This is a genomic window from Metabacillus rhizosphaerae, assembly GCF_037201795.1.
GTDB classification, from domain to species: Bacteria; Bacillota; Bacilli; order Bacillales; family Bacillaceae; genus Metabacillus; species Metabacillus rhizosphaerae.
Genome location: NZ_CP147403.1, coordinates 3,481,953 through 3,494,352, shown reverse-complemented (window position 1 = coordinate 3,494,352; position 12,400 = coordinate 3,481,953). Strand labels below are relative to the sequence as shown.

10 protein-coding genes and 2 pseudogenes are annotated in these 12,400 nt (G+C 35.4%); 4 read left to right on the top strand and 8 right to left on the bottom strand.

Annotated elements, in window-relative coordinates; all coding sequences use genetic code 11:
- Positions 1-226: 226 nt before the first annotated feature.
- A pseudogene (locus tag WCV66_RS17065) lies at positions 227-699 on the bottom strand (recombinase family protein); the annotation flags it as partial.
- A gap of 307 nt (positions 700-1,006) precedes the next feature.
- Here WCV66_RS17065 and WCV66_RS17060 point away from each other — a divergent pair.
- Positions 1,007-1,855, top strand: coding sequence for a sialate O-acetylesterase (locus tag WCV66_RS17060; RefSeq protein WP_338786227.1), 849 nt, complete (start codon positions 1,007-1,009; stop codon positions 1,853-1,855).
- Between the two features lie 329 nt (positions 1,856-2,184).
- Here WCV66_RS17060 and WCV66_RS17055 read toward each other — a convergent pair whose 3' ends face one another.
- Entirely contained in the window at positions 2,185-4,050 is a 1,866-nt protein-coding gene (locus WCV66_RS17055; protein ID WP_338786226.1) for a family 43 glycosylhydrolase, read from the bottom strand.
- A gap of 254 nt (positions 4,051-4,304) precedes the next feature.
- Between WCV66_RS17055 and WCV66_RS17050 the strand changes: the two genes are divergently transcribed.
- The gene (locus tag WCV66_RS17050) at positions 4,305-5,159 is read left to right on the top strand and encodes an AraC family transcriptional regulator (protein WP_338786225.1); all 855 of its coding nucleotides are present in this window, start codon (positions 4,305-4,307) and stop codon (positions 5,157-5,159) included.
- Between the two features lie 30 nt (positions 5,160-5,189).
- On the opposite strand, the gene WCV66_RS17045 is transcribed toward WCV66_RS17050, so the two are convergent.
- The 4 genes and pseudogenes from WCV66_RS17045 to WCV66_RS17030 all read right to left on the bottom strand — a co-directional run bounded on the left by WCV66_RS17045 (position 5,190) and on the right by WCV66_RS17030 (position 7,824).
- Positions 5,190-5,615, bottom strand: coding sequence for a DnaB-like helicase C-terminal domain-containing protein (locus WCV66_RS17045; RefSeq protein ID WP_338786224.1), 426 nt, complete (start codon positions 5,613-5,615; stop codon positions 5,190-5,192).
- Positions 5,609-5,872: a DnaB-like helicase C-terminal domain-containing protein gene (locus WCV66_RS17040; RefSeq protein ID WP_338786223.1), complete on the bottom strand. Its 264-nt coding sequence runs from the start codon at positions 5,870-5,872 to the stop codon at positions 5,609-5,611. Before WCV66_RS17040 ends, WCV66_RS17045 begins: the two co-directional genes overlap by 7 nt.
- Positions 5,873-5,955: 83 nt before the next feature.
- Positions 5,956-6,300: pseudogene (locus WCV66_RS17035) on the bottom strand (glucose dehydrogenase); the annotation flags it as partial.
- Between the two features lie 276 nt (positions 6,301-6,576).
- Positions 6,577-7,824, bottom strand: coding sequence for a DUF4153 domain-containing protein (locus WCV66_RS17030; RefSeq protein ID WP_338786222.1), 1,248 nt, complete (start codon positions 7,822-7,824; stop codon positions 6,577-6,579).
- Positions 7,825-8,291: 467 nt separating this feature from the next.
- Here WCV66_RS17030 and WCV66_RS17025 point away from each other — a divergent pair, with 467 nt between their 5' ends.
- Together WCV66_RS17025 and WCV66_RS17020 are read left to right on the top strand one after the other, a co-directional pair.
- Positions 8,292-10,058 carry a GMC family oxidoreductase gene (locus WCV66_RS17025; RefSeq protein ID WP_338786221.1) on the top strand — a complete coding sequence of 589 codons (1,767 nt, stop codon included), beginning with the start codon at positions 8,292-8,294 and terminating at the stop codon, positions 10,056-10,058.
- A 506-nt stretch (positions 10,059-10,564) separates the two neighbouring features.
- On the top strand, positions 10,565-10,756 hold the full coding sequence (locus WCV66_RS17020; RefSeq protein WP_066332896.1) for a hypothetical protein: 192 nt from the start codon (positions 10,565-10,567) through the stop codon (positions 10,754-10,756).
- A 33-nt stretch (positions 10,757-10,789) separates the two neighbouring features.
- On the opposite strand, the gene WCV66_RS17015 is transcribed toward WCV66_RS17020, so the two are convergent.
- Both WCV66_RS17015 and WCV66_RS17010 read right to left on the bottom strand, forming a co-directional pair.
- Positions 10,790-11,005 carry a hypothetical protein gene (locus WCV66_RS17015; RefSeq protein ID WP_066332901.1) on the bottom strand — a complete coding sequence of 72 codons (216 nt, stop codon included), beginning with the start codon at positions 11,003-11,005 and terminating at the stop codon, positions 10,790-10,792.
- A 29-nt stretch (positions 11,006-11,034) separates the two neighbouring features.
- A complete protein-coding gene (locus tag WCV66_RS17010; RefSeq protein WP_338786220.1) occupies positions 11,035-12,294 on the bottom strand; it encodes a hypothetical protein in 1,260 nt (419 codons plus the stop codon).
- Positions 12,295-12,400: the final 106 nt, after the last annotated feature.

The following is a 12,400-nucleotide window of genomic DNA, read 5'->3' as shown; positions in this document are numbered from 1 at the left end:
TTATTGAGATACCTCTCTTTTGCAATTGGATTGCTTTAATATGGGTTCAATTTTACTGCTTGTGGAAAACTGGATCGGTTAATACAGAAAACACATATCAGTTTAAATAAATAACCTTTTAGACTGTTTCTAAATAGGTATTGTCACAGCTTCTTCTTGAGGATCAATGACCAATACAGGTGGCTTACACCTATCCTTTACTGATATAGCAAATTGTTAGAATTCAATATTCTTCACTATCATACATCCGTAGCGCAACAGCAAGCTTTTCTTTATCCAACTTGGGTCTACCTAATGTTTTCCCACTTCTTTTATTTGCTTCAAGTCCTTCCTTTACTCTCTCAGAAATAAGGTTTCTTTCTAATTCAGCAATGACACACATCATTTGGAACATGGCTTTGCCCGTAGGTTCTTGTATCCAAATTTTCTTTTAAAGAAATGAATTACACCCCCATCTCTTCTAACTGTTGAATAATGTTGAGGATATCCAATGTTTTACGTCCTAAACGGGAGATGCTCTCCACTACAACTGTATCGCCTTTCCGGATAACATCAAAAAGTTGATGAAGTCCTTTTCGATCTTTAACCGTACCAGTAAATTTCTTCTTAACTATTTTTACAACCATATTCATTAAGCATACCAATTTGCCGATCTAAGTTTTGGTCAATAGTAAACACCCGAGCAATACCGATTTTCATTTGTAACCTCCAATAAACGTGTATATTTTTATTTTACTAGAGAAGCACTTATTGCAAAGGTATTTGGTAATAATTTTGGTAACTGCTAATCTTAATAAAATCAAAGGACAGTAGGGCGATGAGGAAACATTACAAAAACACTGGTTTATGGTTAAAGCATGTATTAACATGGCAATAGGTTATTCAGCAATCGGCCATTAAGTTGAATAAAGACAAAATCGACTTGACAATAAAGTCTAATCAAGCTATATTCTTAATCCTATTTAGTCTAATTAGACCATTGCAAACAAAGAAAGAAGGTTTTTCTATGAAATCTATATTATTGATTGGACAATCAAATATGGCAGGCAGAGGATTTATTGAGGATGTACCGCCGATTTATAATGAGCATATAAATATGTTGCGAAACGGTAGATGGCAAATGATGGCAGAACCACTTAATTTTGATCGTCATGTATCTGGTGTTGGGCCGGCAGTCTCTTTTGCTCAGGCTTGGACAGAGGATCATCCAGGTGAGTCCATTGGGATAATAACATGTGCCGAGGGAGGAAGCTCTATTGATGAGTGGGCAATTGACGGACTATTAACAAGACATGCGATTTCTGAAGCAAAATTCGCTATGGAAACAAGTGAAATAGTGGGAATTCTGTGGCATCAAGGAGAAAGCGACAGTTACGGAGAACGTTATAAGACGTATGAAGATAAATTGCTTTCATTATTTAAACACTTGAGAGAAGAATTGAATGCACCAGATATCCCGATTATTATCGGTGAGTTGGGACATTACCTTGGAGAGGTCGGATTTGGAAAAAGCGCTGTAGAATATAAACAAATAAACCAGATATTATCTAAAGTTGCTCATACCGAAAAAAATTGCTTTTTTGTAACATCAAAAGGCTTAACAGCAAATCTAGATGGCATTCATATTGATGCTATCTCCCAAAGGAAGTTTGGATTAAGATACTATGAAGCTTTTTCAAAACAAAAGCATGTTTTAGATATTTTGGACATAGAGGATGAATGGATTGAAAAGGAAGCAAAACGTGAACTAACTAAAAATGAACGTATATTTGTTCAAAGTATGAAGTTTGCCTTAGGACAATTGAGTTTTGAAGAGTTTTCTATTAATGTCTCCAATATTAATGAAAGTAAGTAAGCAAAATTAATCTCATTTTATGAGGAGAGATCAATTGATTCCACTCTTAATCTTAGGTTTGTTAAAAGAAATACCAGGTTCATATGGATATGTACGGGAAAACCAGCTAATATACTGACGGGAGATTAGCTGGTTTTATCACTGTTCAAAATGATGAAAACTATGAAACTCTCAGCTTAATAGGTATTCGCTGATCCATATCAAGTTCAAAAGTTCCGTATGGATTGACATGATGATAAAATAAAGGTGCTAATCTCCTAAAATCCTCTGGAGTCATTAAAACAATCCCCACTTCTTAACAAAGTGGAGATTGTTTTAGTAGACGTTGATCAGTCTAATTTATATAGTAACCAGATTTGTGCAGGTCCACCAGGGATATCTTCCCAAGTACCAACATTAGCCCCGCTATCAATGCTAGCTCCACCTACATCTAATGCTTTATTACTTTCCATATTGATCAATTTATAATAACCAGCGCCATTATCTACTATTTCCCATTTTTGAGAATCCAAATTGCTCCAATCCTGTATGTTCACATTGGTCCCAGGCATGGTTGGATCACCATCTAAAGATAATGCTTTGCCATTACTAGGATTGATTAACTTATAGTACCCTTGTCCTAAGTCAACAATTTTCCATCTTTGCAAAGGATTATCGTTCGAATTATCCCTTGTTAAGACATTCGCATCATTTGTGCTGTTGTTTTCAACAGAAAGGGCTTTACCGCCATTAGGATTGATTAATTTATACTCAGAACCCGATTTGATTGAGAACGTGACATCACCAGATATACTGATATAGTCTATTTCAATAGCATGTTTTCCTTTTCGGAACTCGATTTTGTTATTATATCCTTTTTTGAGATCTACTTTCACTGTAACCGTATCAAATTTCTCCCTTTTTATACTAGGGAATTTGACCTTTGATGGAGATTTGCCGTTAACAGATACATAACCTATCGCATTTTGCTTTGAAGAATTGGAATAAATAACTGTCATGTTATAAGTCCCAGCCTCTGGAACATTTATATCTTCCATTAGTAAGTTGCTATTACGATTATTAAGTGTTACGGTTTTCTTGTTTGAAGCTTCTTTATTCCCCTTTAATTTTGCTTTATACACTTTACCGTGCTCTGCTTCAAATTGATATTCACCAGATGGAACTTTTGTTTGATCAGAAATCGGAACACCGAAATTTGGAGAATCATCATTATTCCAAGAGAATTTTTGTATCCTTGTTGGTCGAGGGCCACATCCTTGTCCAGGAGAGCTATTGCCATGGTACACGATCCAATCCTCTTTTCCATCTTTCGATTTAACAAATGAATTGTGTCCCGGACCATACACACTATTTTCCTCTGATTTGCTAAATAACGGTTCCTTTGCCTTCGACCAAGATTCAGGGTCTAATAGATTACTTTTATCTGAAGCTGTTAACTTACTAATTGCATAATCATCTTCCCAGCATGCACTTGCGGAATAGACAAGGTGGATTTTGTCATCTCGCTTGAGGATGACAGCTCCTTCATTAACATGCATTCCTTTCTTTTCCCACTCATATTCTGGATAGGTCAAGATGACGTTTTTTCCATTTAATGTCCAAGGATTTGACATTGGTGCAATTGCAATAGCACTACCATGTTCTCCAGACCAATCTCCATATGCAGCATACATAAAATAAAACTTGCCTTTATGATTGAAAACAGATCCATCAAGTCCAGCATATTCTGTGTTTACCTTTCCTTTTTCTACCCATTCGCCACTTAAAGGATCGGCTGAAGCGTTCTCAAGAACGTAAACTCCACGGCAATCGTCACCACATCCTGTATTTGCAGTATAGTAAATATACCATTTTCCATTAATATGATGAATTTCCGGAGCCCAAATATCCTTTACATTTGATGGTTTGCTCCACACTGTTTTCCGTTCCCCTAGATCAATTCCGGTTAGTGTTCTTGACTTCCAAATATCAATGCGATGACCTAATGTACGAGTAAAGTAATAATAACCATCGGAATGGTACATGACGTATGGGTCTGCCCCAGCTGTATTAATTGGATTTTTAAATGTTGAAGTAGATGCAGTTCTATCACTTTTTACATTTAAATTCTCAGCGTTTAATGTAGATGAGAAAAGGAGTAATAAAATCGGAATTAATAATAGACCCCTAAAAGTATTACCTGTTTTATGCGACATTTTCTTACCAACCCTTCCATAAAAATTTATTCGTTTGACATGCCAAGCCTATTGAAAGAATATGAAACTCTTTTTTCTTCACCTCCCTGTTAAAAAGTTCAAATTAAAAGAAATAACTTCTGTACCACAATGCTAATTATAGATTGCCTACCATTTTGTTTGTGCATGAAACCGCTTTAATTTATAATGGAAACAACTCTATTTTCTGAAGATTTCGACGGTCGTTTTTGGTTAATTGCTAAGGGGGATGTTTGATGAAAGATTGCTTTGTTAAAGATATTTCTCACTTTGACCCACATGATTTCTCTGCAAATGATGGTGAGGGTTTATATAGATCTCACTCCCACAAATATGCAGAAATTGTGGTTATTACAGATGGTGAAGGGTACTATACTAGTGAAAAAAACCAAAATATTCATGTGTCCTCAGGTTCTATTCTCATCGTCCCACCACATTTATATCATGGATTTGTATGTGTTAAAGCTTGGAAAGGTATGTCGATCCATTTAAAGCCGCAAAATATTCCACATTACTGTAACTATCAAATCAATCAATTGTATAAACATGACGCTAATAAGATTATCGCTACAAAATTCGATCAAAATGACCTAAGAAAAATCCTCCATTCTGTTCATCAAATGGAAGATGAATTGTCTATGAGAAAAACGGATAAATTTTGTTACGACATTCTACGTAATGCCTTGGAGTTAATTTTGTTATTAATCATTCGACATGCAAAACAGGCAGATCAAGAGATTAGTCATCCTAATGATGAAGAGTCTATATTCAGGGAAGTTCTCCAAAAGATTCATCTGAATTTTAATACATCCCTAAAGGTAAGTGAACTATCATCTCACTATTATTTGTCTGAAAGTACTTTTCGAAAAAAGTTTAAGGAACACACAGGATATTCACCAAAACAATACTTAACAAATTTAAGATTAGACGAAGCAAAAAGATTACTACGACAAACAAAAAAAACAATCGAATTTATTTCAACGGAAGTAGGATTTAGTTCTTCTAGTAGATTTCATGATCAGTTCACAAAACGTGTAGGAGCCACACCTTTTGAATGGAGAATGCAAGATCGTGATCATATGAAAAAATAGAACAATCAATATGACTGTTCTATTTTTCACTTAGGCTCGTCTTAGGGGTACGGCAACGAATCGTTCTTTTTTGGGCCAATCACAAAAAGCTAGGGCAAATTCATTTATTTTATCAGACATCATCGGCCGTTTGTTGGATCTTGATTCTACCGATCGATTTAGCTGTGCTAGACAAATGACTGGACAATGAAAATCCTTCGCCATCGTTTTGATCGATTTGGATATTTCAGTTACTTGTAAATGGGCTTTGCATCCGTAAGATTCACTGGAATGGATGAGTGTTAAGTAATCGATAAAAATGATTGGTTTTTTGTTTGGAAATTGATTCATCAATTTTCGCGTTTTCGCTCTCATCTCAGCAATCGTTTGTCCAGCACCATCAAAAATTTGCATATGAGTTTCAATGAGTTCACCAATCACTTCCGACCATTTATTCTTTTGACGTTCATTTACCATTCTTTTAGGTCCCGCATTTTTGTACGGTTAAAGCCCCCTGTTGAAGCAATTAAGCGAGTGGTTAGCGACTTTTCAGGCATTTCCGCGGAAAAGACGAGTGGCAGAAAGCCCGTCCAACCCGACATTTTTGCAAAATGAAGCATGACATCGGTTTTCCCCATTGATGGTCTTGCCGCCACAATCGTCACTTCCCCATCCTGAAAGCCTCCTGTCACTTCGTCGAGCTTTTTAATACCAGTTGTTGCACTAGTTAACATGATTTGGTCCTCCCATGGTGCCTCATAGATATTTGTCAACGCTTGTTGTAAGGAGGTATGATCATCCATCTTCGACTGGTTAAACACGAGTCAGGTTTAAAATTTTCAGGTTGAGCACCTGGGCCTTGTGTTCCAGCTACTGAATAATGGAGATAAAACAGACCGTTATAATAAAAGGTTGGATGAAACGCTAACCCTAGCAATCCTCATTCATCATATCCTCCACTAGAAGCACCTAGTTTTATGACACGCGGGCGAATATCTAAAAAATTCCTAATTTCTCCGTTTCCTATATAAAGGATCTCTCCTACCTGGGTTACAATAAATAATCTTTCCATTGTGTCACCTGGAAGTATAGTTGTTTTCAAAACAGTGGGTAAATTTATCTTATGTACAATGGGCCGTAATCTAACTGTAACTTTTTTCAACTAGCGCAACCTCCTTCTTATACTCCTTCATATAGATTTCTTTTATCACAGGGAATAGAGCTTAAAACCGTAAGTGTCAGGTTAGGGCATTCCACTACAAGAATAACGGCTGACATCTATGCTCATAGAACAAAAGAAACGGATTGTGTATTGCCTCGTCCGATTCCGTCATTTTATACCCGAAATCATGACCTAATCGCGTATGCCATTCATCGGGAGTAAGTCGAAGTGCGGAAGTTTAGAAGATTAGGTGTTCGTTACATTAACAGAGCCTTTCTAATTAAAAATTATAGGAAAAGTAAATGTAACGAAAGCTGCCCAAAGTCCGTAGACCGGCAAATACTTAGTTACGGCATCTTGGATAGTTGAAGGTCCGGATTTGTTTTGTAGAAAACGCATATAGGAGAGCATAATCCAAATTAGATTTGCCCAGATAAGTATGTTTATTCCTAAAACAGCAAGTCTATTAGGCGTAATCCCATAAGAAGAAAGTCTGAACACGATGGCTGACAAAGCCACACTGTCAATGATAAGCGCAAGAACAATTAAGGCAAAATTTATATAATCTGAAATGTTCTTTTTCTCGTCTGAGTCGCTTTCGGAAATGGAAAATATGGTAACGGCCAATACACCAAGGAGTATTCCGTTGAAGGCTATCAGGAAATTGCGGTCCAAGAATGGATTTTTTCCTACCCATATAACCGTTATTAGATAGACCAACAATGTGACCAGGACAAGAGGACTAAAAATTTTAGCTATATATGGTGTAATATTCTTAGCAAGTTTAAGATTCATTGATACCAGGTATGCAGCTACAATAGCGAGAGCAGCAGCACCAAATAAAACGACATTACTAAAATAGAAGTCTTCTATATCCAAACCAACAAAGTTAAATAACTGCATGGTTAATGCTGCTAGCACCATTCCGCTAACTGCCATGCTGGCGTAGAGAATACAATATTCCAAATTAAATTTAATATAGGCTAATCTTGTACTGCTTTTTGAATATTCATTTCCTGTAAATGCAAGCCCCACCAATACCCATAAGAATATAGGAAGGTGTAAATAAGCAAGGATAATACTGTCTTCATCATTTAATGGCAGCATATTAAGATAAAACCCGGAAATTAGGAACAACGCTACAAGAGAATAAATAACTCTTTTTTTCGGAGTATTATTGTAAACAAAATAGGCAGCAATAAAGGGAATTATACCAAAAGTCAGGTTAATTGGAGCAATTGCTTCCTGTTCGACAAAATGGAAAATGATCCTGGTGATTATCCCGGCCAGAATGGCTAAAATGCCCATGAATAAGAAATCTTTTTGAAGCAAGGAAGATTTTTCTGTATTTGCCCTCTCCTTGAAATGCAATCTTTCATACCAAACGCCAAGTACCTGAGAATCAGGATTTTGTTCCCATGCGTGTGAGAATGACTTTTTAAAAGCTTTGGGGTCTTTTCTATACATTCTCTCCAGCTCATGAGGTTTAGCAATATTTTCAATAATCAAATTGTTAATGTCCATGGTTTTACCTCCCCTAATAATTGTTATATTAAGTTTCCTCCACAATGTTTAACTGTCTTCGTCACTTTTGTATTATAAAATATCTCCAGGCTGACCATAATAAGCACCTCACTTATTTATTCTGATTTTGATCTTAATATATATTTTATTGTTTTGCAATAAATTTATATTAATTCAGATAACTTTATTATTGTTATTTTTTAACCAAGAATTAAAAAAACCAGCATTTTTCTTCGAATTATATTGTGCGAATAAAGTCTCCAAGACTAAACTTCCTCTCTCTAGTGCGACTATAATATCTATACTAGTGAATCGAATACCATATCAAATATAACCAATCCCTGGATTAAGTGAATTTTGAACATCATTATTCTAAATAGGCTGTTGTATGCATAAAGTGAGAAAGGATTTATGGTTAAAATATGGGATTTACTCATTCTGAATCTGATAATGAAAGGAATGAAAGCATGCCAAAAAAAGAAGATAAAAAATACTTTGATTATATCGTCATTGGTGCTGGAACAGCTGGCGGGGTAATTGCCAAAGAATTAACAGATGACAAAAAAACTTCCCTGCTTGTACTTGAAGCAGGAACAAATATGAGGAACGAGCTAAGCAGTGCTTCTAACCCAAACTCAGGTCTGTTAGCAACCGATAACAGACACTCCTTTAATATAATGTCAACAATTGAACCTAATATTAATAGCCAACTAAGGATCTCGAGTGGTCGAGCAATTGGTGGAAGCTCTGAACATAATGCCATGTATGCAGTAAGGGGAAGTCGTGAACTTTATGATCAGTGGGGAGAACTCGTTGGCCCTCAATGGGAATATGATAACATTAGTTCTTTATTCAAAAAAAATGAAACTTATACAGGAAAGACACAAGAACCGGAACAACGAGGAACAAATGGTCCGATTTTTGTTAGACAACAAATCATTCCTAAAAATGGACTTACAATTACTTTAGCTAAAGCAACATCAACTGTTTTAGGTATACCGATTGTCGAAGATTATAATACAGGCATAAGAAATTGCACATTTTATAAATCACAGGCTATGAACAAAAAGGTGGGCGGAAAATTTGTCCGATCATCAACAGCAACAGGCTATCTAAATGAAAATATTGTTATACAAGGAAATGAATTCCACCCAGATGAGTTTGGAGTTGGAAGGAGAAAGCTTGTCATTTTAGCAAAAACAACAGTCAATAAAATTCTATTTAAACGAAAAAGAGGCGTTAACATTGCTGTAGGTGTTAAGTTTGTTAGGAACGGGGTATCAGAAAAAGCTTTTGCAAGAAAAGGAATCATTGTTTCTGCGGGTAATTTTTCGTCGGTGATTCTACAACGTTCGGGAATCGGAAATTCGATGGATTTAGCCAGAATTGGTGTATCTACTTTAATAGAGAATCCTAATGTTGGACACAACTTTCAAGCTCAATTTACTGCCGGAGTGGGAGTTGAAGTAGAAACTAGTCGACTTCTAGATTTGAGAGATGCTGACCCTGATCTCCCATTCCCACTAGGTGCCCATAAAGGAGAAGGTGAAACAGGAGGACGACGTCTTCAACTATATAGCAGCATAACACCTTCTTTTCTTCCACCACCAGTTATCTTTGTTAACAACTGGGCATTTGATCCAAATAAAAAGACGAATGTGATGAGTATTGGTCCTTTTGACAATAATCCAAGAAGCAGAGGAACGATTTTGGCCGCTCACAGCGATCCAGAAGTTTATCCATCCGTTAACCTCAATCCATTGCAAGATTCGAATGACTTAGAATTCATGATCGATCAGTATATTGAAATTTACAAAATTATGAAAAAGGCTCAAGAACTTGATCCTGAAGGTATTTATAAGTTAGTTTATCCTGATGAAAAAATCTTTATGATAAAAAATAATGCAGAAAAAAGAGCTGAGATTGCTAAATATGTTAAAGCTACGTATCGAAATATCCAACACTTCGGCGGACAATGTAGGATGGCAAAGAGGATTCAAGATGGCGTTGTTGATGGGTATCTAAATGTTTTTGGTACTAAAAACCTGAAAGTCGCAGATCTATCAATCTCTCCAATATTACCAGACGGCAACACTTCAATACCTTCTCAAATGATTGGTTTAGCTTGTGTACGATTTATTCAAGAGAATTTTACTCCTTATGTGTTGGTTGATGAGGAACTTGAGGAACTTGAAGAACTTGAAGAGTTTGAAGACTATGAAGACTATGAATAACAAGAATAAGGTTTGAAAAGAAATGGATAATATCCCAAACAATAACAACACTCACAAACGTTGATTTAAAAACATTCGTGAGTGTTTTAAAATTTTTAAAATGAACTCGTTTTGTTCTAAAGATACCGTTGGTCAGAGTATAAACTTATGTTTAATATTATGTAATGTCCGGTATCTTCCTTTAATGCCTTCAAATACTTTTTCATTACAAAAGGGTTGTTTCAAGTGCATCACTCAACATTGAGCCGAAGCTATCAAATAACTGAATTAAGGTTCCTGAGGGTTTATCAAGTTCTACAAATACACCGTCTTTTAAGTCATAAAATTCCAATGGTATAAAAAAACTGTTTCACTTTTATTTCCCTTTATACATTGCTAAAAGTATTGAATATTTGGTAATTCGATCAAGTCATACTCATTTCCAAATTTTTCTGTTTGCAGGTATTTTTATAATTAAGATGGCATAGACTTGTACTAACGTATAATGAAAAGAGGTAGTATAGTACATGCAAATAAACCGAATAAAACGGGGTGCCGGTCTTAAAATGGCAAAGAAAATCATGAATGAAATGCAACAAGAACCAAAAGGGATTCACTATCCTGGATATAAACGAAGAGTCTGTCGTGCTTCTGAAATAGTAGCCAACCAACCTTTAGTGCAAGATATTCTTTCTAGACATTTGGGCATAAAAAAATAGCCCTTGGAAGTTTGAACAGGGCTATTTTAAAATTTATCCACCGAAAAATTTCCGTACCAGAGGACTTTTACTTGTTACGACAACGCCTTTTCTAGACTTAGGTAGTTCTTGGGAAATTGGTTGTCTATTTAACAATGATTCCGCTCTCTTAACTGAGCTAGCTAATCTTTTTTTTCTTTGTTCGGCTGTTAATTGACTAGAATTCCTTACGATACCCATTGGTTTACTATCTTCCATTTCTATCGGCATTTCGAAATCCTCCTTTCCCTACTATCATTTTAATACATTTCTCCACGATATGTCTCATATTTTTGTACCTTTGTCTGCATATCATCCACAGAATCAAATTGTTCTTGTAATGAAATCGCCGTTTCTTGAGATAAAATTAATTCTCCTGCGATATAGTTTCGTGCATACACAATCTGTATCAAACTGCACATTCCATCTAAAAGTTGAACATCATTTTCGTCAAACTGGTGCTTATGACTATTCAATACTATCACATATTCTTCTGGAATCGATTCTCCTACACTATTAACCTCAGCTACTTTTACCTTATACACTAAGTAATTCATTTCAAATAATCTAGCGGTGTCATCTTTATTAATAGCGATTCCCCTTGGATCCCTGTCCAAAATATCCACTGATCTTCTTATATGCATTGGATATTTCCTTCTCTTTAATTGTTTTCTAGGAAATACATCATAATCGAAATTGATCCCCCATTCTTTGAAGTAATCAGATTTCATAAGTCCTAAAATGACTTCTATGTATTCTTTTTGCGTGGATTTATCGACCAAGTATGAATTAAACTCTTCCAAACTAGAACTGTTCAACCAAAAAATGAGAATGTCAAATTTTGTTGTCATTTGATTGATTGTTTGTAAGACGGCTGTCCCTGATGCTTTCGACTCAACTTCTATGTTACCTACTTTGAATCTCCTTAATTCACCCATCATGGCAAGGAGAATTTGAAAAACTATAAAAATAATAAAAAGAATTAACAAGTGTGAAAATATTATTTTAAATAGTGAATTTTTCTCAAAGGTCTTTATAACCAAATCCGTAATAGTTGTAGGTGATGGGGCCTCTATTTTAGGCTCTGTTTCGGTAACTGGCTTTGTAATCGTTTCGTTTTTAGTAATATTCTCTTCTTTTGTAGTACCATTCGTTTCAGTAATAATTGTTTTTGTATCAGTGGTGGTCGTAGTAATTTCATTTTTTTTCATTTTTTCTTCCGCTTTAGTATTTTCAAGTTCCTTTGTTGAAACACTTTGTGTTTCCTTTGATGTAGTAGAGTCTTGTGATTGCCATTCACTCCAGTTATTCCACATATATATCCCAATGGAGATAAACATCGAAAAAATAACTAAAACTGCAAGTGTAATAAACAGTAATTTCACTACAAATTTTATTCGATTCCTTGCAGTATACACTTGTGTTCCGAAGTCTTCTATTGCGGGTTTAATGATTCTACGATCGAGCCAATTATTAAAACTCAGTTTTACATTCTTCCATGTACCGTTTTTTCCACTCATAAAACTCCCCTTTTTAAGACTAGCATCTACAATAATTATAGGCTGTAGCTACCAATACAAACAACTTAAATTTTGTCCAAGAGCATATAGAATTAAAAGCGGTTTG

Bases quoted from the DNA above. Each gene is read 5' to 3' on its own strand.
- WCV66_RS17060 (WP_338786227.1), top strand. From the start codon at position 1,007: ATGAAATCTATATTATTGATTGGACAATCAAATATGGCAGGCAGAGGA.
- WCV66_RS17055 (WP_338786226.1), bottom strand. From the start codon at position 4,050: ATGTCGCATAAAACAGGTAATACTTTTAGGGGTCTATTATTAATTCCG.
- WCV66_RS17050 (WP_338786225.1), top strand. From the start codon at position 4,305: ATGAAAGATTGCTTTGTTAAAGATATTTCTCACTTTGACCCACATGAT.
- WCV66_RS17045 (WP_338786224.1), bottom strand. From the start codon at position 5,615: ATGGTAAATGAACGTCAAAAGAATAAATGGTCGGAAGTGATTGGTGAA.
- WCV66_RS17040 (WP_338786223.1), bottom strand. From the start codon at position 5,872: ATGTTAACTAGTGCAACAACTGGTATTAAAAAGCTCGACGAAGTGACA.
- WCV66_RS17030 (WP_338786222.1), bottom strand. From the start codon at position 7,824: ATGGACATTAACAATTTGATTATTGAAAATATTGCTAAACCTCATGAG.
- WCV66_RS17025 (WP_338786221.1), top strand. From the start codon at position 8,292: ATGCCAAAAAAAGAAGATAAAAAATACTTTGATTATATCGTCATTGGT.
- WCV66_RS17020 (WP_066332896.1), top strand. From the start codon at position 10,565: ATGCAAATAAACCGAATAAAACGGGGTGCCGGTCTTAAAATGGCAAAG.
- WCV66_RS17015 (WP_066332901.1), bottom strand. From the start codon at position 11,005: ATGCCGATAGAAATGGAAGATAGTAAACCAATGGGTATCGTAAGGAAT.
- WCV66_RS17010 (WP_338786220.1), bottom strand. From the start codon at position 12,294: ATGAGTGGAAAAAACGGTACATGGAAGAATGTAAAACTGAGTTTTAAT.